This is a genomic window from Streptomyces sp. NBC_00158 (assembly GCF_045160885.1).
Lineage (GTDB): Bacteria > Actinomycetota > Actinomycetes > Streptomycetales > Streptomycetaceae > Streptomyces.
The window spans coordinates 1,186,042-1,211,431 of sequence record NZ_CP108161.1 but is presented as its reverse complement, the minus strand read 5'-3'; the positions used below and the strand labels follow the sequence as shown (position 1 = coordinate 1,211,431).

Genomic DNA, 25,390 nt, shown 5'->3' with positions numbered 1-25,390 from the left:
CCGTGCGTGGGTCCATGCTCCACCACCGGCGACGACGGGGCGACGCGGACCGGCCGATTCACGCCGATCCGGTTCCGGGCCTCGGTCATTTGTACAACTCACCGAACGCAATGCGGCTTTTGGTGGGTTCCGGGGTGCCTCGCCGCCTTGACGTGCGGGAAGTCGCGCCTTAGCTTGTTCCGTATAGCAGAACAAGAATTCCGGATGACGGAAAAAGTCTGACCGCCAGACCCGCAGGAGAACCTGATGCCTCGTATGACAGCCGCCGCTGCCGCAGTTGAGATCCTCAAGCTCGAGGGTGTCGAACAAGCGTTCGGCGTGCCCGGTGCTGCGATCAACCCGTTCTACCGCGAGCTCAAGAACGTGGGCGGCATCGCGCACACGCTGGCCCGCCACGTCGAGGGCGCCTCGCACATGGCCGAGGGCTACACCCGTGCCAAGGCGGGCAACATCGGCGTCTGCATCGGTACCTCGGGCCCGGCCGGCACCGACATGATCACCGGCCTGTACTCCGCCATCGCGGACTCGATCCCGATCCTCTGCATCACCGGTCAGGCTCCGGTCTCGAAGCTCCACAAGGAGGACTTCCAGGCCGTCGACATCGCCACGATCGCCAAGCCCGTCACCAAGGCCGCGACCACCGTCCTGGAGGCCGCGCAGGTCCCCGGCGTCTTCCAGCAGGCCTTCCACCTGATGCGCTCCGGCCGTCCGGGCCCGGTCCTGATCGACCTGCCGATCGACGTCCAGCTGACCGAGATCGAGTTCGACCCCGAGACCTACACCCCGCTGCCGGTCTACAAGCCGCAGGCCAGCCGCGCCCAGGCCGAGAAGGCCCTCGGCTTCCTGCTGGAGGCCGAGCGTCCGCTGATCGTCGCCGGCGGCGGCATCATCAACGCCGACGCCTCCGACCTGCTGGTCGAGTTCGCCGAGCTGACGGGCATCCCGGTCATCTCCACCCTCATGGGCTGGGGCACCATCCCGGACGACCACGAGCTGGCCGCCGGCATGGTCGGTGTCCAGACCGCGCACCGCTACGGCAACGCGACCTTCCTGGAGTCGGACACGGTCATCGGCATCGGCAACCGCTGGGCCAACCGTCACACCGGCTACAACCTGGACGCCTACACCAAGGGCCGCAAGTTCGTCCACGTCGACATCGAGCCCACCCAGCTGGGCAAGATCTTCGCCCCCGACTTCGGCATCGCCTCCGACGCCAAGGTCGCCCTGGAGCTCTTCATCGAGGTCGCCAAGGAGTGGAAGGCCGAGGGCAAGCTCCCCGACTTCTCCGCCTGGGCCGCCTCCGCGCAGGAGCGCAAGGCCACCCTGCAGCGCCGCACGCACTTCGAGAACATCCCCATGAAGCCGCAGCGCGTCTACGAGGAGATGAACAAGGCGTTCGGCCCGGAGACCCGCTACGTCACCACCATCGGCCTCTCCCAGATCGCGGCCGCGCAGTTCCTGCACGTCTACAAGCCGCGCCACTGGATCAACTGCGGCCAGGCCGGCCCGCTCGGCTGGACCATCCCGGCCGCCATCGGTGCCGCCACCGCGGACCGCGAGACCCCGATCGTCGCGATCTCGGGCGACTACGACTTCCAGTTCATGATCGAGGAGCTGGCGGTCGCCGCCCAGCACAAGGTCCCCTACGTCCACGTCCTCGTGAACAACGCCTACCTGGGTCTGATCCGCCAGGCGCAGGGCGGCCTCGGCATCAACTTCGAGGTCAACCTCGAGTTCGAGAACATCAACACCCCGGAGATCGGCGCCTACGGCGTCGACCACGTCAAGGTCGCCGAGGGCCTGGGCGTCAAGGCCATCCGCGTCACCGACCCGGACAAGCTGGGCGAGGCCTTCGAGGAGGCCAAGAAGCTGGCGCAGGAGTTCCAGGTCCCGGTCGTCGTCGAGGCCATCCTGGAGCGCGTCACCAACATCGCGATGAGCAAGACGGTCGACATGAGCGACGTCACCGAGTTCGAAGAGCTCGCGACCGAGCCGGGCCACGCCCCGACCGCGATCAAGGCCCTCCAGGTCTGATCGCACCCCGTACGCAGCCTGCGGCCCCCGCCCCTCCGGAAGGAGGGGTGGGGGCCGTTGGGCGTTGGGGGGTGCGGGTGCGGGTGGGTGCGTACGCGGCTCCGTGCGGCGGTGGCCGACGGCCCGGCGGGGGCGGGGGCCGGGGGCCGGATGCCCTTGGGCGGCCTCAGAGAGACTGCCGGGAAACCCCCGAAGGAACGGTCACGGGGCGGGAGGGGGGAGGGGCGGCCCCGTCAGTGATGTGGCGAGGGGCCGGGGGCCGGCCCGCCGGGCATCCGGGCGCTCAATGGACCGGATTTCGGGCCGGGGGTGCGGCTGCCCGCACGAGAGGTCGATCGGAGCGGCGTAGGGGGCACCCGGGCGCGTCAGATCGCTACGCGCTCCTCTGGTCGTGGCGTCTGGCCGCCGTCTGGGGCTGATACCCGTACGAGGCGCAGGGCGCCCTGCACGCGGAGGGTCTGGGCTCCGGGCTCGAAGAGCCGGCCGAGCCCGAGGCGGTCCTGGCAGCTGATCCGAACGGCTGCCCGTTCGGTGGGGGGAGTGGTGTGATGGGCGCATGGCTGGATTCGAAGTGGACGGCGAGCCGCCCGAGCACCGGCGGTACGCCCGGTACCTGGCGGCCCTGGACGGCGTCGGGGAGGCGGAGGAGGCCGCGCTGGTGGCCGACGTCCTCCGTGACGAACACGCGGGCATGGCCGAGAGTGCCGTGAACCATCACCTCGAACGCCGGGCGGCCGAGCAGCTGACCGGCCCCGGGTTTCCCGCCTGGGCCGCGATGATGGCCGCGGTGGTGGGGGAGAGGGTCTTCCTTGCCCGTCGGCTGCGTGAGTGGATCTTGTTCAGGGCCGTCGTGCTGGACGAGGCCTGGAGTGACGAGGAACTGTTGAGCGCGTCCGACTGGTTCCAGCGGACCGTCGCCGGAGCCGAGCTCGTCACTTCGTCCGCCGTTCTCGGTCTGCTGGCCGAGCAGGGGCGCACCCGGCGCGTCCGCAACGCGGCGAGCCGCCGGGAACGGCAAAGAGCCGAGTCACGGGACCGTCCGTGACTCGGCTCTCTGGTTGTTACCGCCCGACGGAGCGAGGCTGGCGCGACAGGACGTTCGCACCGCCGGGCGGAGTCGGAAGGTTCTCCTCTATATAGAGGGGGCCCTGTGCGTGGCCCCTCCATATAGAGGAGTGGCTGGGACCGTGGCGGTCGGGCGACGAGAACTCCGGCATCGTCTCCCTCAGGTCAAGAGACGGGCCTCGGAACCCATTACCACCGCACTGGCTCGCTCGCCCGCCACGGTCCTCGTCCTGCCCCCACCGCGTACCACCCCTCATCCGGGTCCGCGGTGCGGGCTCGGCACCCGGGGCCTGACCTCCCGTCAGGCCCCCGGTGCAGCTTTTGGGCTCAGGCGTCGCGCAGGGCGCGGACGGCCTCCTCGACGCGCTTGCCGTAGTCGGCGTCGGCGGCGTGGAAGTGAGCCAGGTTCTTCTCGATGACGTCCTCGAGGGTGACCTGAGACAGGCCGCCGGCGATGTTCGCCACCAGACGCTGCTTCTCGGCCTCCGACATCAGGCGGTAGAGCTCACCGGCCTGGAAGAAGTCGTCGTCCTTGGTGTGGGCCGGGGCCTCGTGGGTGCCCGTGTAGCCGGAGACGGCCTTCGGTGCGCCGAGGGCTATGCCGGTCTCGGCCGGGCCCTGGTACGAGTTGGGCTCGTAGTTCTTGTCGGTGCGCGAACCGTTGCGCAGCGCCATGACGCCGTCGCGGCCGTAGTTGTCGGCCTTCGTCGCCTTCGGGGCGTTGACCGGCAGCAGGGTGTGGTTCACACCGAGGCGGTAGCGCTGGGCGTCGGCGTACGCGAACAGGCGGCCCTGGAGCATCTTGTCCGGCGAGGCGGTGATGCCCGGGACGAAGTTGTTCGGGGAGAACGCGGACTGCTCGACCTCGGCGAAGACGTTGTCGGGGTTCCGGTCCAGGACCAGACGGCCGACGCGCTGCAGCGGGTAGTCCGAGTGCGGCCACACCTTGGTGAGGTCGAACGGGTTGAAGCGGTAGTCCGCGGCCTCGGCGGCCGGCATGATCTGGACGTAGAGGGTCCAGCTCGGGTTGACGCCGCGCTCGATCGCCTGGAGCAGGTCGGTCTGGTGCGAGTTGGCGTCCTTGCCGACGAGCTCGGCGGCCTGCTCGCCCGAGAGGGAGCGGATGCCCTGGTTCGTCTTGAAGTGGTACTTGACGAAGAAGGCCTCGCCCTGGGCGTTGGTCCACTGGTAGGTGTGGGAGCCGTAGCCGTTCATGTGGCGGTAGGACGCCGGGATGCCGCGGTCACCCATCAGCCAGGTGATCTGGTGCGTGGCCTCGGGGGCGTGCGCCCAGAAGTCCCAGACGTTGTCCGGCTCCTGCTTGCCCGTGAAGGGGTCGCGCTTCTGGGAGTGGATGAAGTCGGGGAACTTGATCGGGTCCTTGATGAAGAACACCGGGGTGTTGTTGCCGACGAGGTCGTAGTTGCCCTCTTCGGTGTAGAACTTCAGGGCGAAGCCGCGCGGGTCGCGGACGGCGTCCGCGCCACCGAGGGAGTCGGCGACGGTGGAGAAGCGCAGGAAGGTCTCGGTCTTCTTGCCGACCGTGTTCAGGAACGCCGCGCTCGTGTACGCGGTGACGTCGTCCGTCACCTCGAAGTAGCCGTACGCGGCAGAGCCGCGGGCGTGCACGACGCGCTCCGGGATGCGCTCGCGGTTGAAGCGGGCGAGCTTCTCCAGGAGCTGCTGGTCCTGGATCAGGAGCGGGCCACCGACGCCGGCGGTGGCGGAGTTCTGGTTGTCGGCGACCGGGGCGCCGGACTCGGTCGTCAGCGTGCGCTTCGACATGGTGACCTTCCGTACGGGGAACTGCTGACGGAAATCGTCTTCCGTCATGCGGAACAGCCTAATTTCGGCGTGAACGCGACGTCAACAGTTTGTTTAAAAGAAAGAGAGTGGAGAGGTGATCCGGACGGTGCCGGCGCTTGGGCGCGACAGGACAGGTGTCAGCACCGGCACCATCCGGAAACTCAGGCCCCCGTGAGGGGGAGGGGCGGCCCGGGGGATCGGGCCGCGGCGGATCAGACCTGGGCGCCGGAGAGGCGCTCGACCGCGCGGAGCAGCGCGGAGTGGTCCAGGCCACCGTCACCCTGGGCGCGCAGCGAGGCGACCAGCTGGGCGACGACGGCGCCGACCGGCAGGGCCGCACCGACGTTGCGGGCGGCGTCGGTGACGATGCCCATGTCCTTGTGGTGCAGGTCGATCCGGAAACCGGGCTTGAAGTCGCGGTTCAGGAAGTTGTCCTTCTTGCGGGTCAGGACCGTGGAGCCGGCCAGACCGCCGTTGAGGACGTCCAGGGCGGCCTGGAGGTTCACGCCGGACTTCTCGAGGAAGACGACGGCCTCGGCGCACGCCTGGATGTTAACCGCCACGATGAGCTGGTTGGCGGCCTTCACCGTCTGGCCGGAGCCGTGCGGGCCGCACAGGACGATGACCTTGCCGAGGGTCTCGAGGATCGGCAGGGCCGAGTCGAAGTCGGCCTGCTCGCCACCCACCATGATCGACAGGACGGCCTCGATGGCGCCGGCCTCGCCGCCGGACACCGGGGCGTCGATGACGCGGATGCCCTTCTCGGCGGCGTTCTTCGCCAGGTCGACGGAGGTCTGCGGGGTGATCGACGACATGTCGATGATCAGCGCGCCGGACTTGGCGTTCTCCAGGATGCCGGCGGGGCCGTAGTTGATGGCCTCGACCTGCGGGGAGGCGGGCACCATCGTGATGACGACGTCGGCGTCCGCCACGGCCTCGGCGATCGAGCCGGCCGCGGTACCGCCGGCGGCGGCCAGGCGGTCCAGCTTGTCCTGCTCCAGGGTGAAACCGGTGACCGAGTAGCCGGCCTTCAGGAGGTTCTCGGCCATGGGGGAGCCCATGATTCCGAGACCGATCCAGGCGATCTTGGGGAGGTTGCTCATGATGAGGGTCCTTCTCTTAATGCTTTGTACGAAAAGTGCGTGAGGTGCCTGGCTGATCGCCCGGACTTTGTCCTCTTACTTGGCGGCGCGGGCCTCGGCCGGCAGCCAGTCGAAGGACGCGGCGGCGTCGGCGGCCTTGTACTCCAGGCCGACAAAGCCCTGGTAGCCGGCCTTCTTGAGCTGGTCGAGGAGGTCCTCGAGGGGCAGCTCGCCGGTGCCGGGGGCACCGCGTCCGGGCTTGTCCGCGATCTGGACGTGCCCGGTCTTGGCGGCGTACTTTTCGATGACCTCGGAGAGGTCCTCATCGTTCATCGCCAGGTGGTACAGGTCGAGGAGGAACTTGGCGTTGCCGAGACCGGTGGCCTCGTTCACCTTGTCCACGACCTCGATGCCGGCCGGGGCGCTCACCAGGGGGTAGAGCGGCGACTCGGGCTTGTTGAGGGTCTCGATCAGGAGGATCGCACCCACGCGGTCCGCGGCCTGGGCCGCGACGACCAGGTTCTTCAGGGCCAGCTCGTCCTGGACGGCCGGGTCCACGCCTTCGACGCGGTTGCCGTACAGGGCGTTGAGCGCCTTGCAGCCCACCGAGGCGGCGAAGTCGGCCGCCACGTTGATGTTGGCGTTGAAGCGGTCCGACTCCTCGCCGGGGACGGATACCGCACCGCGGTCCGGTCCCGGCAGCTGGCCGGCGTAGAAGTTCAGGCCCACCAGCTGGGTGCCGGCGTCCTCAAGAGCCTTCTTGAGGGCGTCCAGCTCCTCCTGAGCGGGGGTGGGGGTTTCGATCCAGGGCCACCACAGCTCGACCGCGGTGAAGCCCGCCGCAGCGGCGGCCGCGGGGCGCTCCAGGAGCGGGAGTTCCGTGAAGAGGATCGACAGGTTCACATCGAAGCGCTGGTCCGTGTATCCCATGAGGGGTGTGCGCTCCTTCCGTATTGCGGAAGTTATATTCTGCTTGATGGAAGACTGCAAGCCGAGCGTCGCACTTGTCAAGTGCGGACTCCCGGAATCTCAGGACTGCCCGGTAGCTTGACGACGTGCGATTGAGAGTTGAGTTCACGACCGAGCCCTTCGACCTCGAAGAGGCTCCCGCCCACGCCGTGGCCGCCCGCGAGGTCATCCAGAAGGCCGCGCTGGACGCGGTCGACGTCGGCCCGTTCGGAAACACCGCCGAGGGCGACTCGGACCGGGTGCTGACCGCCGTGGCCGCGCTGCTGCGCGACTCCCTGGAGGCCGGCGCGACGCGCGTCTCGCTCCAGGTCAACGTGATCGGGGAGGAGGGCGCATGACCGAGCCCCGCGACCACCCCTTCGTCGCCGCGGTGAAGCCGCTGGTGGACGCGATGGGCGGCGAGATGATGGATCCCGCCCAGGCGGAGCCCGACGACGTCGTGCTCGCGTGGGAGGGTCGGGAGCTGCTGGCCGTGCGCCTGCCCCAGCTGTCCGACTCGCTGGACCACATCCTTGCCGCGCTCGAGCGCCGGCACGGCGTACCGTTGGCACAGCTGGACCGCAAGGCCAAGCAGGACGTGGTGCGCATACTGGAGGCGCGGGGCGCCTTCTCGGTACGGCACGGCGTGGAGACGGTCGCGGGCGCCCTGGGCGTGAGCCGCTTCACCGTCTACAACTATTTGAACCGGGAAAACCCCAACAAGACAGCCAAGCAGAACAGCCAGGAGTGAGGGTCGATTCACTCCAGGTGACGAGCCGCCGCCCAATTCACCCGGGCGGCGGCTTTTGTGTACGGGAAGTTTCAACAAAGTGTTGACGCCGTGTTGTCGAGGGCGTTAGCTATGCGCAGCCCGTCAAAGCAACAACAGGCCACGGAGGCCTACCGTGACTTCGAGTCCGACCCCGGGTCTCACCCGGTTCAACGCCTTGGACGACAGCGCGGCCACGGCCGAGCTGCACGAGGTGTGCGCCAGTTCGGCGTGGGGGAGCAAGATGCTCGCCCAGCGCCCCTTCACCACCGTCGACGCCCTGTTCTCCGCCAACGAGTCCGCCATGGCGGAGCTCACCGCGGAGGACCTCGGCGAGGCGATGGGAGGCCACGCGCCGATCGGCCGGCCGAAGCCGGGAGACCCGACCTCCGCCCGCGAGCAGCGTGGCATGGCCGGTGCCTCGGAGGAGCTCAAGACCGAGCTCCTGGAACTGAACCTGGCCTACCAGGACAAGTTCGGCCACGTCTTCCTCATCTGCGCCACCGGTGCGACCGGTGAGTTCATGCGGGACGCGGTCAAGGTCCGGATCGAAAACTCCGCCGAGCAGGAGCGCGAGATCGCCCGCGGCGAGCTCGTGAAGATCAACCGGATCCGCCTGACCCGCCTCGCCGAACTCGCAGAAGGAGAGTGACCATGAGCACCGAGACCACCGCGTCGGTGTCCACCCACATCCTGGACACCAGCATCGGCCGTCCCGCCGAGGGCGTCGCCATCTCCCTGTCGGCCCGCGCGGGCCTCGACGGCGAGTGGGCGGCCCTGGGCGGCAGCGCCACCGACGCCGACGGGCGCTGCAAGGACCTGCCGGCCCTGCCGGAGGGCACCACACACGTGCGTCTCGACTTCGAGACCGAGACGTACTTTTCGAAGAAGCAAGCCGAGGCGCAGCAGGACGCCCCCCGCGTAAGGGACAGCGGTGCGTTCTTCCCCGAGGTAACCATCACCTTCGCGGTGAACCCGGGCGAGCACTACCACGTACCGCTGCTGCTCAACCCGTTCGGCTACTCCGTTTACCGAGGGAGCTAGCATGGCCACGATTCTGGGCCAGAACCAGTACGGCAAGGCAGAGAACCGCGTCGTCAAGATCACGCGGGACGGCGACACCCACCACATCAAGGACCTGAACGTCTCGGTCGCCCTCTCCGGCGACATGGACGACGTCCACTACTCCGGCTCGAACGCCAACGTCCTCCCGACGGACACCACCAAGAACACGGTGTACGCGTTCGCCAAGGAGTACGGCATCGAGTCCGCCGAGCAGTTCGGCATCCACCTGGCCCGCTGGTTCGTCAACAGCCAGGAGCCGATCCAGCGCGCGCGCATCCGGATCGAAGAGTACGGCTGGGACCGCATCGCCACCTCGGACGCGAACTCCAAGTTCATCGGCGCCGACGAGGTCAACCACTCCTTCGTCCGCAAGGGCATGGAGACCCGCGTCACCCAGATCACGTACGACGGCCAGAACTGGGAGGTCGTCTCCGGCCTCAAGGACCTGATCGTCATGAACTCCACGAACTCCGAGTTCTGGGGTTACGTGAAGGACAAGTACACGACCCTGCAGGAGGCGTACGACCGCATCCTGGCCACCCAGGTGTCGGGCCGCTGGCGGTTCAACTGGACCGACGACGAGCAGCGGATGCCCAACTGGGAGAAGTCCTACGCCGAGACCAAGAAGCACATGCTCCAGGCCTTCGCGGAGACCTACTCCCTGTCGCTGCAGCAGACCCTGTACCAGATGGGTTCGCGCATCATCAACCACCGTTCGGAGATCGACGAGGTCCGCTTCTCGCTCCCGAACAAGCACCACTTCCTCGTCGACCTGGAGCCCTTCGGCCTCAAGAACGACAACGAGGTCTACTTCGCCGCGGACCGCCCGTACGGTCTGATCGAGGCGACGGTCCTCCGCGACGGCGCTGACGCCCGTATTCCCGTGGACATGACCAACCTCTGAGCACGGCGCGCGCGTCCCGGGGCTCCGCAGTGGCCCCGGGGCGCGACACCCCCACAACTTCCTGAATCGGCACCCGGACCAGCACACGGGGCGGCAGTACTGTCAGCTGTCAGACCCCCGGCTCCGGCACTCAAATCCCCTGGGTTTTGCCGTGCCCGCACCGCCACTGAAAGCACGAGGAAGTCCCATGGCAGCATCGGCAGCCCATGACAGCGCCGTAGAGCGCACCGTCATCGAAAACTGTGCGATCGCGACCGTCGACGCGAACGACACCGAGTACGCCTCGGGTCACATCGTCATCGCCGGCAACAAGATCGAGTCCATCGGCGCGGGCAAAGCCCCCGAGAACCTCGACAACGTAGTCCGCCGGATCGACGGCACCGGGCACCTCGTGACTCCCGGTCTGGTCAACACGCACCACCACTTCTACCAGTGGATCACGCGTGGCCTGGCCACCGACCACAACCTCTTCAACTGGCTCGTCGCGCTGTACCCGACGTGGGCGCGCATCGACGAGCAGATGGCGTACACGGCGGCCCAGGGCTCGCTGGCCGCGATGGCCCGCGGCGGTGTCACCACCGCGATGGACCACCACTACGTCTACCCCAAGAACTCCGGCGACCTCTCCGGCGCGATCATCCGCGCCGCGTCCGAGATGGGCGTCCGCTTCACCCTCGCCCGCGGTTCCATGGACCGCAGCGAGAAGGACGGCGGCCTGCCGCCGGACCACGCCGTCGAGACCCTTGAGGGCGCCCTGGCCGACACCGAGGCGACCATCAAGAAGTTCCACGACGCCTCCGCCGACTCGATGACGCAGGTCGCGGTCGCCCCGTGCTCCCCCTTCTCGGTCTCCACCGAGCTGCTGAAGCAGGGCGCCGAGCTGGCCCGCCGCCTGGGCGTGCGCATGCACACGCACGGCTCGGAGACCGTCGAGGAGGAGAAGTTCTGCCACGAGCTCTTCGGCATGGGCCCGACCGACTACTTCGAGTCGACCGGCTGGCTCGGCGAGGACGTGTGGATGGCGCACAGCGTCCACATGAACGACTCCGACATCGCCGCGTTCGCCCGCACCAAGACCGGTGTCGCGCACTGCCCGTCCTCCAACGCCCGTCTGGCCGCCGGCATCGCCCGCGTCCCGGACATGCTGGCCGCCGGCGTCCCGGTCGGCCTCGGCGTGGACGGCACCGCCTCCAACGAGTCCGGTGAGCTGCACACCGAGCTGCGCAACGCGCTGCTGATCAACCGTCTGAACCCGGTGCACCGCGAGGCCGCGCTCAACGCCCGCCAGTCGCTGCGCCTCGGCACCTACGGCGGTGCCCAGGTCCTCGGCCGCGCCGACAACATCGGTTCGCTGGAGGTCGGCAAGAACGCCGACCTGGTCCTGTGGAACCTGAACACCTTCCTGCACTCCTCGATCGCCGACCCGGTCACCGCGCTCGTCTTCGGTGCGGCCGCCCCGGTCACCGCCTCGTTCGTCAACGGCAAGCAGATCGTCGAGAACAACCGGCTGCTCTTCGCGGACGAGGACGCCATCGCGGTGTCCACCCGCGAGGAGGCCCAGCGCCTGGCGCGGATCTCCGCGCAGGGCTGATCTCCCCAGCGACCGCTGGGGGGAACCCCAGAAGTCCGGCCGGGGGGGACGGCCCCCGGCCGGCGGCCGCGGACCCGAGCGGGGTCCGCGGCAGCCGTTCCCGGGAAGCGCCCGAGGAGAGATCCGAGGGCGCCCCCGGGAGCGGTCACCGCTCGCCACGGCACCCCCAGCCCCTAACGGGGTGGGGCCGCCACCGCGTGGAGCCGATTTTGGGCGAATCGATTCCGCACCCCTTGGGACAAGAAGTCGCAGCACCCACAACTCCATACAGGCTGGACCAGCACGCTTTTGCACCACCTCCATGACACCCACGTCCCTGCCGACGTGTCTAACCGACCGGAGGAAGCCGTGGCCGCAACGCCCAGGTTTCGCAAAGATGCAGTCGCAGTACCGGAGGAGAAGCACCCGGTCGACGAGACCTTGCCTCCGCTGAAGATGTTCACGAGCGGTCTCCAGCACGTGGCCGCCATGTACGCGGGTGTCGTCGCCCCGCCCATGATCGTCGGTCCGGCGGTCGGCCTCTCCGCCACCGAGACCGCCTTCCTGATGGGCGCCTCGCTCTTCACCGCAGGGCTCGCCACCCTCCTCCAGACCCTCGGGTTCTGGAAGATCGGCGCCAAGCTCCCCTTCGTCAACGGCGTCTCCTTCGCCGGTGTGACCCCGATGATCGCCATCGGCAAGGGTGAGGGCGACGACGCCATCCCCATCATCTTCGGCGCGATCATCGTCGCCGGACTGGTCGGCTTCATAGCCGCCCCCTACTTCGGCAAACTCGTCCGGTTCTTCCCGCCCGTGGTCACCGGCACCGTGATCACCCTGATCGGCGTGTCACTGCTCCCCGTGGCCTTCAACTGGTCGCAGGGCGGCAACCGCGCCGCCGCCGACTACGGCTCGATGGAGAACATCGGCATGGCGGCCCTCACCCTGGCGATCGTCCTGGTGATGCGGAAGTTCCTGCGCGGCTTCCTCCAGCAGATCTCCATCCTGCTGGGCCTGGTCGCCGGCACGCTGATCGCCCTCCCGCTGGGCATGACCAGCTTCGACGCCGTCAAGAACGCCTCCGTCGTCGGCTTCCCGACCCCCTTCCACTTCGGCGCCCCGCAGTTCCAGGTCGCCGCGATCATCTCGATGTGCATCGTGATGCTGGTGTGCATGACCGAGTCCACCGCCGACATCCTGGCCCTCGGCAAGATCGTCGGCCGGCCCGCGGACGCGAAGACCATCGAGGGCGGCCTGCGCGCCGACACCCTCGGCAGCGCGCTCAGCCCGCTGTTCAACGGCTTCATGTGCAGCGCCTTCGCCCAGAACATCGGGCTCGTCGCGATGACCAAGGTGCGCAGCCGCTTCGTGGTCGCCGCCGGCGGGGGGATCCTGATCCTGCTCGGCCTGTGCCCCATGGCCGCCTCCGTCATCGGCGTGGTCCCGCTGCCCGTCCTCGGCGGCGCCGGCGTGGTCCTCTTCGGCTCGGTCGCGGCCAGCGGCATCCAGACCCTGGCGGGCGCGGCCATGGAGAAGGGCGAGAACGCCCTGATCGTCGCCGCCTCGGTGGGCATCGGCCTGATCCCGATCGCCGCGCCGGAGTTCTACCACGCCTTCCCGAAGGACCTGCTGGTCGTCCTCGACTCCGGCATCAGCACCGGGTGCGTCGTGGCGATCCTGCTCAACCTGGCCTTCAACCACCTCGGGGCGAAGCGCGACGCGGCCGCGGAAGCCGCGGCGGAGCCCGCCTTCGTCCACTGAGTCCGGCGCCCCGGCCCTCCGGGGCGGGACCGGACGCCGCGCGCGGCGGCGCGTACGTCACCCACTGCGGGTGTGGCGTGCGCGCCGCCGCGCGTCGGCGTACCCCGCGTCGGCGTACCCCCGCGCGGCACGGCCCCCCTCGGCGCCCCGCGCGCCGTCACGCCGTCCCGTGCGGGCGGCCCGTTCCGTACGGCAGGGCCTCGTCCCAGGGCACCGGCGTGGTGTCCGTCCAGATGTCCGGCCGGACCGTCCGCACCCGGCGGCCCGTCCGGTCCAGCTCCTGCGCCTCCGACTTGCGCACGTGCAGGGCCACCACCGTGTCGGTCACCCGCAGCCCCGGCAGCCGCCGCGTCAGGTCGGCGGTGTACCGGGACAGGTCCTCCACGGTGCGCAGCCGGGCGCCGATCATGAAGTTCCAGCGGCCGCTGACGGACATGCAGGTCCGGGTCTCGCGCAGCCCCGAGGCCACCGCCGCGCAGTCGGCCACCTCGTGCTCGGGCACCTCCGCCCACACCGTCGCGGACACCGGCCAGCCGGTCAGCCCCGAGGCCATCGCGCAGCTGTAGCGCAGGCTGTGCCCCGCCTCCAGGCGGCCCAGGCGGCGGCGTACGGTCGACTCGCTCATCCCCGACTCCCGGGCCAGCGAGGCCACGCTGCGCCGCGCGTCCGAGGCCAGCGCCAGCACCAGCGCCCGGTCCTCCTCCGGCATCGGGGCGACCGGCGCCGTGGAGGCCGCGGCCCCCTTGCGGCGGCCGCGCCCGGTCAGCAGGTCGGCCTGGGCGGGCGTCAGCTGGTCCAGCCGCCAGCGGTCGGGGGAAGCGTGCACGGCCGTGACCATCGAGGAACGGGTGCCGACCACCCCCGGTATCCGCTGCACCCGGAAGGAGAGGTACTGGTACAGCATGTGCAGGTTCGGCACGGCGACGAAGGCCAGCAGGTCGCGGTCGCCCGTGGTGTGCTCCACGCCCATGGTGTGGGCGTCGCCGGTCAGGGCCGCGCCCACCGCCGGGGCGGCGCCCGCCGCGCACGTCACCTCGACCCACGCCATGCAGGGCGCCTGGTTGCCCGTGCGCAGCCCGAGGCCGGAGACCCAGGCGTCGCCGGCGGAGGTCAGCCGCTCCCAGCGGCGGGCGAGGGTCTCGGGACGCACGGCGAGGACCTGGGCCAGGCGCTCCCAGCTCGCGCGGGGGGCGAGCTGGAGTGCGTGGACGAGCGCCCGGTCGGTGTCGTCGATGGCGGAAATGGCCGAGTTCATACCTTCCCCTGGTGGTTCTCCCGGCCATCGGCCGGTCAACCCTGCTTTCGGCTGATCATCTCTCCTCGTGGGCCCCGGCACGCCACCCGGCGGTCGAGCGGGCCTTGAGGAGATCGGGAGGAGGACGTGTGGGGGACCTCGGCTCGAGCCTGCGCCACACGGTGCCGGCCGAACTGTCGAGTTTCGTGGGGCGGGAGCGCGAGCTCGCGCGCACCGCTGCCCTGCTCGGCGCGGAACGCCTGGTCAGCCTGGTCGGACCTGCGGGAATAGGCAAGACGCGGCTCGCCCTTCGGGCGGTCCGGACCCTGCGCCGCAGCGAGGGCGCCGACGTGGTGTGGGCCGATCTCGCGGGTCTGCCCGGAGCGCTGCGGGACACCCTGGCGCAGGAGCTTGAGCGGCGGCTCGAAGGCCGCGGGGCACTGCTGGTCCTCGACGGCTGCGAGCAGCTCGGGGAACGGGCGGGGGCGCTCGCGGGCAGGCTGCTGGCTCGATTGCCCCGGGTGCGAATTCTGGCCACCTCGCAGCGGACTCTGGGGCTCCGGAAAGGGGTCGAGGTCTTTGTGGGCCCGCTTCCGCTGCCTCCGGAACCGCAGGATCCGGCCAGTCGCCGCTCCACCGGCGACACCGCCGAGGACACCGCTCGCGCCATCGCCGCCGAGGACGCCGACGCCGCCGGGGTCTCCGGCTACGCCTCCGTACGCCTCTACGCGGAGCGGGCGCGCGGAGCCGACCCCTCCTTCGAACTCACCGACCGCAACGCCGGCGCCGTCGCCGCCCTGTGCCGCGCCCTCGACGGGATCCCCGGCGCGCTGGAGCTGGCCGCCGGACGGGCCGGCCGCTACGGCCCGGCCGAGGCGCTGCGCCGGCTGACCGCCGACCCGCTCGGCTTCCTCACCGGGGGAGCGGGCCGGGCCGACGGCGCCGACGTCCTGCACGCGCACCGGCCGTCCTCGCCCGGCGAGCGGCTCCTGTGGACCCGGCTGTCCGTCTTCGCGGGCTCCTTCGACGAGGCCGCCGTCGCCCAGGTCTGCGGCTTCGGCGAACTCGGCCCCGAGGACGCCGCCGAGGCCCTGCGCCGGCTCGCCCCCGCGCTGCTCGCGGAGCCCGGGGAACCGGGCCGCTACCGGCTGCCCCTGTCCGTACGGGCCTACGAGGCCCGGCGGCTGGCCCACGCCCCCGGCACCGAAGCGGCACTGGCCGAGCGCCGCCACCACGAGCGGTGCCGGGTCATCGCCGAACGGGCGGCCTGGCTGTGGCGGTCGGGGGCGCAGCCGCAGGCCCGCGCCCTGGCCCTGCGGGAACTGCCCGAGCTGCGCCGGGCGATGGACCCGCTCGCGGAGGCCGGGCCGGCGGGGGCGCTGGAGGTGGCGGTGTCCCTCTGGTTCCTCTGGTCGGCCTGCGGGCTGGAGGCGGAGGGGCGCCGCCACCTGGAGCGGGCCCTCGCCCTGCACCCGGAGCCCCGGCCGGCCCGCGCGCTGTGCCTGGCGGCCTGGCTGGCCGCCGCCTTCGGCCGGGCCGGGGCCGCCGATCCGCTGCTGGTGGAGGCCTGGACCGCGGCCGTACTGGAGGGCGAGGACGCCGCGCTGGCCTACCTGGCGCACGCCCGGGGCACCGCGGCCCTGTGGCAGGACCGGCCCGGCGAGGCCGCCGACGAGTTCCGCGACGCCCTCGGACAGCTCCCGCCGGAGCCGGAGTTCGGGCCGGGACACGAGGCGCTGCGGGCCGCCCTGGAGATGGCGCTCGCGCACACCGGCCCGGCGGCCGTACCCGTCGGGGACGGCGAACCGGGCGCCCCCGCCGACCTGTGGGCCCGGTCCTGGTCCGACTACGCCCAGGCGATCGTGCAGCGCCGCAAGGACCGCCCGGCGCTGGCCCGCACAAGGCTGGTGGCCGCCCTGGAGATCCAGCTGGCCCTCGGGGACCGGCTCGGGCAGGCCCTCTCGGCGGAGCTGCTGGCCGAACTGGAGGCGGGCCTCGGCCACTACGAGGAGTCCGCGAGGCTGCTCGGCGCGGTCTCCGGCCACCGCCCGGTCGCCGCCCTCCCCCCGCGCGCCGAGCGGACCCTGCGGGCCTGCATGAGCCCGGAGGCCTACCGGACGGCACACGAGGAGGGCTGCCGGAGCACGCTGAGGGACCTGCTGCCCGAACTCTGAGCCGCGGGTCACCGGCTGGGGCACGAGGTGCCACCGGGCCCGGAGTTGCGGCACCCGCCCGGCGTACCGCGTCAAGGACGCGGAAAGACATCGCATGAGCCCACCCCTTCCGACCGGACAGGTGGTAAAGCGATGCCCGAAACACCGCAGCTCTGGATGCGCACCGAGACCCGGCCCACCGAACGGCGCGCCCCCCTGACCCCCGAGGACGCCTTACGGCTCGTCCGGCAGGGCGTACGGATCACCGTGGAGGATTCCGCCCACCGGGTCTTCCCGCTCGACGCGTACGAGGCGGCCGGCTGCCGCACCGCACCGGCCGGCTCCTGGTCGCGGGCCGCGCCCGGGTCCGCGTACGTCCTCGGTCTGAAGGAACTCCCCCCGACGCCCGAGCTCCTGCACCACCGGCACGTCTACTTCGGGCACGCCTACAAGGGCCAGGCGCAGGCCCCCGAGCTGCTGCGCCGGTTCGCGGCGGGCGGCGGGACCCTGCTCGACCTGGAGTACCTCGCCGACGCGCAGGGCCGCAGGCTGGCCGCCTTCGGCTACTGGGCCGGGTACGCGGGAGCCGCCCTGGCCGCGCTGCACGCCCGCGGCGCCCTCACCTCACCGCTGGTCCCGCTGCCCCGGCCGGAGCTCGACGCCCGGCTGCGCGCGGCGGCCCCCGACGGGCTGCGGGCACTGGTCATCGGCGCGGGCGGCCGCAGCGGCCGGGGTGCCTGCGACGCGCTGACCACCGCCGGGATACCGGTCACCCGCTGGGACCGCACCGCGACCCGGGACCTGGACCGGGCCGTGCTGCTCGGCCACGACATCCTGGTCAACGCGGTGCTCACCACCCGGCCGGTGCCGCCCTTCCTGACCCCGGCCGACCTGGAGGCGCCGGGCCCCCGGCGGCTCTCGGTGATCGCCGACATCACCTGTGACACCGGATCGGAGCTGCACCTGCTCCCCGTCTACGACCGGCTGACCGACTGGACGGCCCCGGCACGGCGGCTGCCGGCCGGGGGCCCGCCGGTGGACGTGATCGCCATCGACAACCTCCCGTCCCTCCTCCCGGCCGAGGCGGCCCGCGCCTTCTCGGCGGACCTCCTGCCCAAGCTCGTCGACCTGCACGCGCCGTCCCCGGACCCGGACTGGCTCCGCTGCCGCGCCGCCTTCACCACGGCCCTGGCGGCCCTGGAGGGGCCGGAGCAGGCGGCCTGAGGGGCTTCGCGGCCTAAGGGGCTTCGGGGTCCGGCTGCCAGAGCATCAGGTTGCTCATCAGCTCCGCCTGCTCGACCGCGTCGTCCAGCGCGTGGTGGGTGTGGCGGCGCTGCGAGCGCAGTTCGCGGGGCATCCGGCCCTTCACGGCCGCGCGCAGCGGGACCCGGGCCTTGGCCGCGTACAGGGTCTTCATGTCCAGGCAGCCGGAGTGGCCGAAGGGGCTGTCGTCACCGAACTCGATCAGGTACCAGTACAGGAAGGTCCAGTCGAAGGAGGCGGGGTAGCCGCACATCACGGGCTGCGCCCCGGCGGAGACCTCCCGGACCCAGGTCCGGAACTCCGCCATCGCCGCCGCCGGGTCGGCGCCCTCGCGGAGGAGGCGTTCGCGGTCCAGGCCGCTGACGGCGAGGGCGGCCTCCACGTACCGGTCGCTGATGGGGCGCAGCTCCCGGTAGAAGGTCTGCCGCTCCGGGTCGGCGGCCGTGTACACGGCCCCGTCCTGGCGGCCTGCGACGGCCGCGCCGAAGCTGATCATCGAATAGGGGCCGGGGATCGGGCCGTCGGCCTCGATGTCGACGGAGATGTAGAGACTGGGACGTGCGGGACGGACTGCCATGGCCTGATCATGACAGTCCGCCCCGCGGTCCTCCTCCGAATTACGGAGCGGCCGCCAGGAACATGCCGGTGTGGTCGCCCCCGGCGGTGTTCTTGCAGCTGGAGGCCGAGTCCGCGGACTGGGCCACGGCCAGGGCCAGGCAGCGGCCGACGGCCAGCTGCCCGTAGTAGTTCGGGTGCATGGACTCCTGGATCAGGCCCTGGGACTCGTTGTTGTCGATCCAGCGCGCCCACTCGCTGGTCTTCCCCGAGGCGGGGACGGTGGAGCTGACCTGCTTGCTTGCCTTCGCGCAGACCTCACGGCCCTGGAGCATGTCCCGCAGGTCCAGGAACTGCACGCCCTTGGCCGCCGCGACCCCCTTGAGGCGGTTCGCGATCTGCGGCACGAGGGAGTCCCGGGCCCAGTCGGAGTCCCGGTTCCAGAAGGGGCAGCCGCCGGTGTTGAGCCGGCTCCAGTCGCTCTGGGTGTAACGGTTCTCCGCGCCCCGCGGGATCGGGGACGGGTAGGACTGGAGCACGATCCGGTACGAGGAGTCCGTGTACCCGGCCTGGCGCATGACCGCCCGGATCTCGTCGACCGACTTGCCGACGTTGGCCATCACGCCGTCGATCTTCTGGTCGACCCCGGCCTGCTGGTCGTCGTAGCAGTACGAGCCCCACAGGACGAAGTCGTACGCGCAGTCCTTGATGATGTCGGCGAAGCCGAGGTCGTTGCCGCCGATGGACAGCGCGATGACCTTGACGTTGCGGCTCGCGGCCACCGCCGCCAGCTGGTCGGCCTGCGGAGCCTCGCCCTTGTAGGCCACGCCCCCGTTGGAGGCGCGGAAGACGTTCTGCGAAACGGCCCCGGAGCAGGCCAGGTTCACCGCCGTCTCGGCGATGGCGCCGGCGCTCAGCACCTCGGCCGAGTCGGAGCGGTGGCACCCGCCCGCGGTGGTGCCGTAGACCTTGGCGGGATCGTAGGAACTGCCGCTGACCCACGCCCGGTCGGTGCCGTTCCTGCTCCCGCTGTTGGTCAGGCTGTTGCCCTTCCAGCGTCCGGCCTCGCCGGAGATGTAGCTGTCGCCCATGGACACCACGGCGGTGGGTCCCGTCCCGGGCCCGGCCATTGCCGTCCCGGCCCCGCCGGCGAGCAGCGCGGCCGCGAGCGGCAGTACCATCCCGGCGCCGGCCAGTCGTCGCACACGACGGGGGGCGGCCCGGCCCTCGCCGGCCTTTCGGAATCCGATCACTGCGGAACTCCTGCGGTCGGCCACGCCGAAGTTGCCGACAACTTCGGTGCGTGGCTTGGAAAGTGGGGGTACCGCCGGCGCCGGTGGCATCGGAAAGGTGGCACGCGCCCGCTTGTTACCGCTAGGTACAGTCACGTTACGATGCAGTAACGTCCGACCGGTCGGTCGGGCGTGGAGGGCGTGCGGGGCCGGGGCGGCGGGGAGTGAAGGCCGCCGTCCGGATTCGCGCGTGCGCACGCTCCGGGCATGGAAACGGCTCCGCCCCCGGTGCCGTTGGGGCTTCGGGGGCGGAGCTGTGCTCGACTGCTGTGCGATTCAGCCGAAGTGGGTGGTGCGGGTCTTGGTGATGGGTCAGCCGACCAGCTGGTCGTACGCGGGGAGGGTGAGGAAGTCCGCGTAGTCGGCGTCCAGGGAGACCTGGAGCAGGAGGTCGTGCGCCTGCTGCCACTTCCCGGCCGCGAAGGCCTCCTCGCCGACCTCGGCGCGGATCGCGTCGAGCTCCTCGGCGGCGATCTTGCGGGTCAGTTCGGCGGTGGCGAGCTCGCCGTTCTCGAACACGACTCCGGCGTTGATCCACTGCCAGATCTGGGAGCGGGAGATCTCGGCGGTGGCGGCGTCCTCCATGAGGCCGAAGATGCCGACGGCGCCGAGGCCGCGCAGCCAGGCCTCGATGTAGCGGGTGCCGACCTGGACCGCGTTGCGCAGGCCCTCGTAGGTGGGCTTGGCGTCCAGCGAGTCGATCGCGATCAGGTCGCCGGGGGCCACCGAGACGTCCTCGCGGAGGCGGTCCTTCTGGTTGGGCTTCTCGCCGAGGACGGCGTCGAAGGACGCCATGGCGATCGGGACCAGGTCGGGGTGGGCGACCCAGGAGCCGTCGAAGCCGTCGCCGGCCTCGCGGTCCTTGTCGGCCTTGACCTTCGCGAAGGCGATGGCGTTGGCCTCGGCGTCCTTGCGGGACGGGATGAAGGCCGCCATGCCGCCGATCGCGTGCGCGCCGCGCTTGTGGCAGGTGCGGACGAGCAGTTCGGTGTAGGCGCGCATGAAGGGGGCCGTCATGGTCACCGCGTTGCGGTCCGGCAGGACGAACTTCTCGCCGCCGTCGCGGAAGTTCTTGACGATGGAGAACAGGTAGTCCCAGCGGCCCGCGTTCAGGCCCGCCGCGTGGTCCTTGAGCTCGAAGAGGATCTCTTCCATCTCGTAGGCCGCGGTGATGGTCTCGATGAGGACGGTCGCGCGGACGGTGCCCTGCGGGATGCCCACGTAGTCCTGCGCGAAGACGAAGATGTCGTTCCAGAGGCGGGCCTCCAGGTGCGACTCCGTCTTCGGGAGGTAGAAGTACGGGCCCTTGCCGAGGTCGATCAGGCGCTGGGCGTTGTGGAAGAAGTAGAGGCCGAAGTCCACGAGGGAGCCGGAGGCCGGGCCGCCCTCGAAGCTGAGGTGGCGCTCCTCCAGGTGCCAGCCGCGCGGGCGCATGACCACGGTCGCGAGCTGGTCGGCGGGCTTGAGGGCGTACGCCTTGCCGGTGCGCGCGTCGGTGAAGTCGATGCGGCGCTCGTAGGCGTCGATGAGGTTGAGCTGGCCGAGGACGACGTTCTCCCAGGTGGGAGCCGAGGCGTCCTCGAAGTCGGCGAGCCAGACCTTGGCGCCCGAGTTCAGGGCGTTGATGGTCATCTTGCGGTCGGTCGGACCGGTGATCTCCACGCGGCGGTCGTTCAGGGCGGCCGGGGCCGGCGCGACCTTCCAGTCGCCCTCGCGGACCTGTGCGGTGTCCGGGAGGAAGTCGAGCGTGGAGGTGCGGGCGATCTCGGCACGCCGCTCGCCGCGTCGGGCGAGGAGCTCGGCGCGGCGGGGGGCGAACCGCCGGTGGAGCTCGGCCACGAAGGCGAGGGCCGCTTCGGTGAGGACTTCGTCCTGCCGGGGCAGGGGCTCGGCGTCGACGATGGCCAGCGGGGACGGCGCTGGTGCGGACATATCTGTCACTCCTTCAGCGGCGGTGCCTGGCGGCCGCGGGGAATGCTCGCGCGAGACGGCACGCAGTGCCGTCGGGTGTGGAGAGTTCCGGGTAACGGTCGCGGGCGCCGTCTGGGGGTTCAGGGCGCTTCTGACCAGTGGATAGTAATTTCCTCATGGTGGAAGTTCAATGGTTTGTTGATGTCGAGATTCTCTGAGTCGACAGATTCCACTTGCCGGTGGCCCTCAGTGCCATCGCGGTCACGCCCCGCTCAGTCCAGGCGTGCCAGGTCGGACGGGGTGTCGATGTCGAACGCGGCCGCGACGTCCCCGCACTCCACCAGCATGACCTCGGCGGCGTGGTTCTTCAGGTGGACGCGCGCACCCCGGTCCCCGGTCGCCGTCGCGGCGATGTCCGCCCAGCGGTCCGCCCCGAACAGCACCGGGTGCCCGCGCTCCCCGTCGTACGCCGCCGCCACCAGGCTGGACGGCGACCGGTACGCCTCCCGCACCCGGGCCACCGCCTCCGGCCCGATCCCCGGCTGGTCCACCAGGGACACCAGGGCAGCGCGGGCCCCCGTGCCGGCCAGGGAGAGCAGGCCGACCCGCAGCGAGGAGCCCATCCCCTCGGCCCAGTCCGGGTTGTCCACGACCACGCAGCCCGCCAGGTCCGCGCGCTCGCGCACTTCCGCGGCCGAGGCGCCGAGCACCACGTGCAGCGGACCGCAGCCCGCCTCGCGCAGCACGCGCACGGCGTTCTCGACGAGCGGGCGCCCGCGGTAGGGGAGCAGGGCCTTGGGGCGCCCGCCCAGCCGGCGTCCGCCGCCGGCGGCCAGGAGCAGGCCGGCGATGACCGGCGGGGTCCGGTCGGGGGAGTTCCGGCCGGGAGAACCCGGTGCGGACGTCACAGGGGCAGGGGGCCGGCCGGGGCCGGCTTCGCGGAAGTGTTCGACTGCTGACATGCCGGTGATTCTCGCCGCCCCTTCCCCCGAACGGGTGGCAGACCCGCCAGCAGCCGCCGTACGGAGGCCAGCGCGGCCCCGACCCGCAGCGGCTCGGAGATCCGGTTCTCGGCGGCGGCCGCCAGGGCCCGCTCGCCGCGGTCGGTGAACACCTCGTGAGACTGGTACGGCATCGCGGGGCAACTCCTTGCCAATCGGGGGCCAATACCGCGAGTCTGGACCCGGATTGGCCTGGCGGGCAGAGCCAATCAGGGGAGGTTGGCATGGCAAACGGGCGAGTGGTCCATACGGCGGACAGGACGATCGGGAGCCGCCAGCTCGCGGCGCTGCTCCCGCCCGAGGTACTGGCCCGCCCCGGCTACCGGGCCCTCGCCGATGCCGTCCGCACCCTGATCCTCGACGGCCGCATCGCCCTGCACGTCCGGCTGCCCGCCGAACGCGAGCTCGCCGAGGCGGTCGGCGCCAGCCGCGCCACCGTCACCGGCGCCTACGACCTGCTCCGCGAGAGCGGCTACGTACGCAGCCGGCGCGGCTCCGGCACCTGGACCGAGCTCCCCGAGGGCCACGCGCCCGTCGGCGCCCACGCGCTGCTCGGCGCCGGCGGCTACAGCGCCGACGGGGACCCCGGCATCGACCTCGCCATCGCCGCGATGGGAGCCCCCGACGGCAGCCTCGCCGAAGCCCTCGCCTGGGCCGCCCCGCGACTGCCCCGCCTCACCCGCACCCCCGGCTACCACCCCTTCGGGCTGCCCGACCTGCGCGCCGCCGTCGCGGACCGCTTCACCCGGCGCGGGCTGCCCACCCGCCCCGAGCAGATCCTGGTCACCGCCGGGGCCCAGCAGGCCTTCGCCCTCGTGGTCAGCCTGCTCTGCCGGCCCGGGGACCGGGTGGTCACCGAGAACCCCACCTACGCCAACGCCCTCGACGCCCTGCGCCACGCCCGCCTGCGCACCGGGTCCATCGCCGTCTCCGACACCGGCTGGGACATGGAGATCGCCGAGTCCACGCTGCGCCAGACCGTGCCCCGCCTGGCGTACGCGGTCCCGGACTTCCACAACCCCACGGGCTCCCTGATGCCGCAGGAGCAGCGGCTGCGGCTGCTCGCCGCGACCCGGGCCACCGGTACCTGGCTGGTGGTCGACGAGACCATCGCCGACATCGCCCTCGACGTGCCCCCGCCCGCCCCGCTGGCCTCGCTCGCCCCCCGCTCGGGCGCCGACCACGTGATCACCATCGGCTCGCTGAGCAAGACCCACTGGGGCGGCCTGCGGGTCGGCTGGGTCCGGGCCACCGCGAAGCTGATCGCCGAGCTGACCGCCGTACGCGTCGGCGCGGACATGACCGGATCCGTACTCGACCAGGTGGTGGCGCTCCCGCTGCTGGAGAACCTGGACCGGACCCTGCCCGACCGGCTCGCGCAGCTGCGCGCCCAGCGGGCGGCCCTGGTGTCCGCCCTCCAGCGGCACACCCCGGAGTGGTCCTGGCGGCTGCCGCCCGGCGGCCTCTCCCTCTGGGTGGACCTCGGCGAGCCGGTCAGCTCCGCCCTCGCGGAACGCGCAGCGGCCGCCGGGGTGCACATCGGCCGCGGGGCCCGCTTCGGCGTCGACCCGGGCACCTTCGAGCACCGCCTGCGCATCCCGTACACCCTCCCCGCCGACCGCCTGGAGGAGGGCGTACGCCGTCTCGCGGCGGCCTTCCACGACGGCGTGCCGCTGGCCCCGGGGGTCGAGCGGCCCTACTGGGTGGCCTGAACGGCTTCCCCTAGCGGGCGGCCCGTCGGAAGTACGCGTTGGCCGCCGGCCGGAACATCAGGGCCACGGCCACCAGCACGGCCGCCACGTGCACGGCCCGGCTCGCCCCGAAGACCAGGTCGAGGGCGCCCGCCCGGGAAAGGGCGTCCGCGACCGAGCCGCCGTCGGCGAGGTGGCCGAGCGGCGGTACGACCATCGAGGCGGTGCCCAGCACCCCCAGGCCCACCGCCAGGGTGACCCGCGCCCACCGGGCGCCGTCCCGCATCCGCCGGGCGCACAGCACGGCGAGCGTGAAGACCGTGAGCCGGACGGCGAGGCCCGTGCCGATCTCCCCGGCGGAGCCGGTGCCGTCGGCGGCCATCCGGCCGACCGCGAGCACGGTCTCGAAGGCCCCGGCGGCGACGGCCGTCAGCCACAGGACGTGGGCGGTGCGGACGGGCGCCGGGGGAGCGGCGGGCGCGGGGCGGTGGGGCCGTTCGGTCGTGCTCGGGATCGCGGACATCGGGGGCTCGCTTTCGCGGACGGGGATCGACCCCCCGAATGCTTCCGGCCGGGCGGCCCCGCCACCCGCCTGCCTCCCGGCCTCTGCGGCCGGGGGACGACCCCCGCAAGGACGACCCCCGCAAGGACGACTCCTACGGCGTGCGGATCAGCCTGCGCGTGGCGGCCGCGGCGACGGCGGAGGTGCGCGAGTCGACGCCGAGCTTGGCGTAGACGTGCACCAGGTGGGACTTGACCGTGGCCTGGCTGAGGAAGAGCCGCTTCGAGATCTGCTGGTTCGACAGCCCGTCCGCGACCAGCTGGAGCACCTCCAGCTCCCGCTTCGTCAGCGCCTCGGCAGGGGTCCGCATCCGGTCCATCAGCCGCAGCGCCACCGCCGGCGCCAGCGCCGACTGGCCGGCCGCCGCCGTGCGGACCGCCGCCGCCAGCTCCTCCGGCGGGGCGTCCTTCAGCAGGTAGCCCGAGGCGCCCGCCTCCACCGCGGCCAGGATGTCGGCGTCCGTGTCGTAGGTGGTCAGGACGAGTACCCGGGGCGCGCCCGGGCGGGCGGTGATCGCCGCCGTGGCCGCCGAGCCGTGCATCCCGGCCCCGAACTGGAGGTCCATCAGCACGACGTCCACCTGCTCGGAGGCGGCCAGTTCCACCGCCCGCTCCGCCGTCGCCGCCTCCGCGACCACCGCGAAGTCCGGCTCGGTGTCCAGTACCGCGCGCAGCCCGGCGCGGACCACGGGGTGGTCGTCGGCGAGCAGGAGCCGGATGGTCAT

The 25,390-nt window shown here is 71.5% G+C and carries 23 protein-coding genes; 12 read left to right on the top strand and 11 right to left on the bottom strand.

Annotated features, from left to right (window positions below):
• Positions 1-246 precede the first annotated feature (246 nt).
• Entirely contained in the window at positions 247-2,034 is a 1,788-nt protein-coding gene (gene gcl / locus OG553_RS05530) for a glyoxylate carboligase (protein WP_405977895.1), read from the top strand.
• A gap of 556 nt (positions 2,035-2,590) precedes the next feature.
• Positions 2,591-3,079, top strand: coding sequence for a hypothetical protein (locus tag OG553_RS05525; protein WP_405977894.1), 489 nt, complete (start codon positions 2,591-2,593; stop codon positions 3,077-3,079).
• 347 nt (positions 3,080-3,426) lie between these two features.
• On the opposite strand, the gene OG553_RS05520 is transcribed toward OG553_RS05525, so the two are convergent.
• The 3 genes from OG553_RS05520 to OG553_RS05510 form a co-directional block, all read right to left on the bottom strand.
• Positions 3,427-4,884, bottom strand: coding sequence for a catalase (locus OG553_RS05520; protein ID WP_405982965.1), 1,458 nt, complete (start codon positions 4,882-4,884; stop codon positions 3,427-3,429).
• Between the two features lie 233 nt (positions 4,885-5,117).
• Positions 5,118-6,008 carry a 2-hydroxy-3-oxopropionate reductase gene (locus OG553_RS05515; RefSeq protein WP_405977893.1) on the bottom strand — a complete coding sequence of 297 codons (891 nt, stop codon included), beginning with the start codon at positions 6,006-6,008 and terminating at the stop codon, positions 5,118-5,120.
• A 75-nt stretch (positions 6,009-6,083) separates the two neighbouring features.
• On the bottom strand, positions 6,084-6,917 hold the full coding sequence (locus tag OG553_RS05510) for a TIM barrel protein (protein WP_125598712.1): 834 nt from the start codon (positions 6,915-6,917) through the stop codon (positions 6,084-6,086).
• 125 nt (positions 6,918-7,042) lie between these two features.
• On the opposite strand from OG553_RS05510, the gene OG553_RS05505 reads away from it, so the two are divergent.
• From OG553_RS05505 to OG553_RS05475, 7 genes are all read left to right on the top strand, one after another.
• Positions 7,043-7,294 carry a hypothetical protein gene (locus OG553_RS05505; protein WP_405977892.1) on the top strand — a complete coding sequence of 84 codons (252 nt, stop codon included), beginning with the start codon at positions 7,043-7,045 and terminating at the stop codon, positions 7,292-7,294.
• The gene (locus OG553_RS05500) at positions 7,291-7,686 is read left to right on the top strand and encodes a helix-turn-helix domain-containing protein (RefSeq protein WP_405977891.1); all 396 of its coding nucleotides are present in this window, start codon (positions 7,291-7,293) and stop codon (positions 7,684-7,686) included. The genes OG553_RS05505 and OG553_RS05500 overlap by 4 nt, the downstream gene beginning before the upstream one ends.
• A 154-nt stretch (positions 7,687-7,840) precedes the next feature.
• Positions 7,841-8,356 carry a 2-oxo-4-hydroxy-4-carboxy-5-ureidoimidazoline decarboxylase gene (gene uraD, locus OG553_RS05495; protein WP_405977890.1) on the top strand — a complete coding sequence of 172 codons (516 nt, stop codon included), beginning with the start codon at positions 7,841-7,843 and terminating at the stop codon, positions 8,354-8,356.
• A 2-nt stretch (positions 8,357-8,358) separates the two neighbouring features.
• Positions 8,359-8,748: a hydroxyisourate hydrolase gene (uraH, locus tag OG553_RS05490; protein WP_007267387.1), complete on the top strand. Its 390-nt coding sequence runs from the start codon at positions 8,359-8,361 to the stop codon at positions 8,746-8,748.
• A 1-nt stretch (position 8,749) separates the two neighbouring features.
• Positions 8,750-9,673: a factor-independent urate hydroxylase gene (gene pucL, locus OG553_RS05485; protein ID WP_405977889.1), complete on the top strand. Its 924-nt coding sequence runs from the start codon at positions 8,750-8,752 to the stop codon at positions 9,671-9,673.
• Between the two features lie 187 nt (positions 9,674-9,860).
• Positions 9,861-11,264, top strand: coding sequence for an 8-oxoguanine deaminase (locus OG553_RS05480; protein WP_405977888.1), 1,404 nt, complete (start codon positions 9,861-9,863; stop codon positions 11,262-11,264).
• 348 nt (positions 11,265-11,612) lie between these two features.
• Positions 11,613-13,004 carry a nucleobase:cation symporter-2 family protein gene (locus OG553_RS05475; RefSeq protein WP_405977887.1) on the top strand — a complete coding sequence of 464 codons (1,392 nt, stop codon included), beginning with the start codon at positions 11,613-11,615 and terminating at the stop codon, positions 13,002-13,004.
• Positions 13,005-13,161: 157 nt separating this feature from the next.
• Here OG553_RS05475 and OG553_RS05470 read toward each other — a convergent pair whose 3' ends face one another.
• Positions 13,162-14,259 (bottom strand): Lrp/AsnC family transcriptional regulator, encoded by a 1,098-nt coding sequence (locus OG553_RS05470; protein WP_405977886.1) that lies wholly within the window; start codon positions 14,257-14,259, stop codon positions 13,162-13,164.
• A gap of 128 nt (positions 14,260-14,387) precedes the next feature.
• On the opposite strand from OG553_RS05470, the gene OG553_RS05465 reads away from it, so the two are divergent.
• Both OG553_RS05465 and OG553_RS05460 read left to right on the top strand, forming a co-directional pair.
• Positions 14,388-16,412, top strand: coding sequence for an ATP-binding protein (locus tag OG553_RS05465; protein WP_405977885.1), 2,025 nt, complete (start codon positions 14,388-14,390; stop codon positions 16,410-16,412).
• Between the two features lie 132 nt (positions 16,413-16,544).
• A complete protein-coding gene (locus tag OG553_RS05460; RefSeq protein WP_405977884.1) occupies positions 16,545-17,615 on the top strand; it encodes a saccharopine dehydrogenase in 1,071 nt (356 codons plus the stop codon).
• Positions 17,616-17,628: 13 nt separating this feature from the next.
• Here OG553_RS05460 and OG553_RS05455 read toward each other — a convergent pair whose 3' ends face one another.
• The 5 genes from OG553_RS05455 to OG553_RS05435 form a co-directional block, all read right to left on the bottom strand.
• Entirely contained in the window at positions 17,629-18,231 is a 603-nt protein-coding gene (locus OG553_RS05455; RefSeq protein WP_405977883.1) for a 3'-5' exoribonuclease domain-containing protein, read from the bottom strand.
• 40 nt (positions 18,232-18,271) lie between these two features.
• Positions 18,272-19,462 (bottom strand): GDSL-type esterase/lipase family protein, encoded by a 1,191-nt coding sequence (locus tag OG553_RS05450; RefSeq protein WP_405977882.1) that lies wholly within the window; start codon positions 19,460-19,462, stop codon positions 18,272-18,274.
• Positions 19,463-19,813: 351 nt separating this feature from the next.
• The gene (gene aceB / locus OG553_RS05445) at positions 19,814-21,433 is read right to left on the bottom strand and encodes a malate synthase A (protein ID WP_405977881.1); all 1,620 of its coding nucleotides are present in this window, start codon (positions 21,431-21,433) and stop codon (positions 19,814-19,816) included.
• 251 nt (positions 21,434-21,684) lie between these two features.
• Positions 21,685-22,320, bottom strand: coding sequence for an NTP transferase domain-containing protein (locus tag OG553_RS05440; RefSeq protein WP_405977880.1), 636 nt, complete (start codon positions 22,318-22,320; stop codon positions 21,685-21,687).
• A complete protein-coding gene (locus OG553_RS05435; protein WP_405977879.1) occupies positions 22,317-22,547 on the bottom strand; it encodes a hypothetical protein in 231 nt (76 codons plus the stop codon). The genes OG553_RS05440 and OG553_RS05435 overlap by 4 nt, the downstream gene beginning before the upstream one ends.
• A gap of 90 nt (positions 22,548-22,637) precedes the next feature.
• On the opposite strand from OG553_RS05435, the gene OG553_RS05430 reads away from it, so the two are divergent.
• Positions 22,638-24,125: a PLP-dependent aminotransferase family protein gene (locus OG553_RS05430; protein ID WP_405977878.1), complete on the top strand. Its 1,488-nt coding sequence runs from the start codon at positions 22,638-22,640 to the stop codon at positions 24,123-24,125.
• 10 nt (positions 24,126-24,135) lie between these two features.
• Here the strand turns inward: OG553_RS05430 and OG553_RS05425 are convergent, their stop codons facing one another.
• Positions 24,136-24,627 carry a hypothetical protein gene (locus tag OG553_RS05425; RefSeq protein ID WP_405977877.1) on the bottom strand — a complete coding sequence of 164 codons (492 nt, stop codon included), beginning with the start codon at positions 24,625-24,627 and terminating at the stop codon, positions 24,136-24,138.
• Between the two features lie 133 nt (positions 24,628-24,760).
• Positions 24,761-25,390: a response regulator gene (locus OG553_RS05420; RefSeq protein WP_386271062.1), complete on the bottom strand. Its 630-nt coding sequence runs from the start codon at positions 25,388-25,390 to the stop codon at positions 24,761-24,763.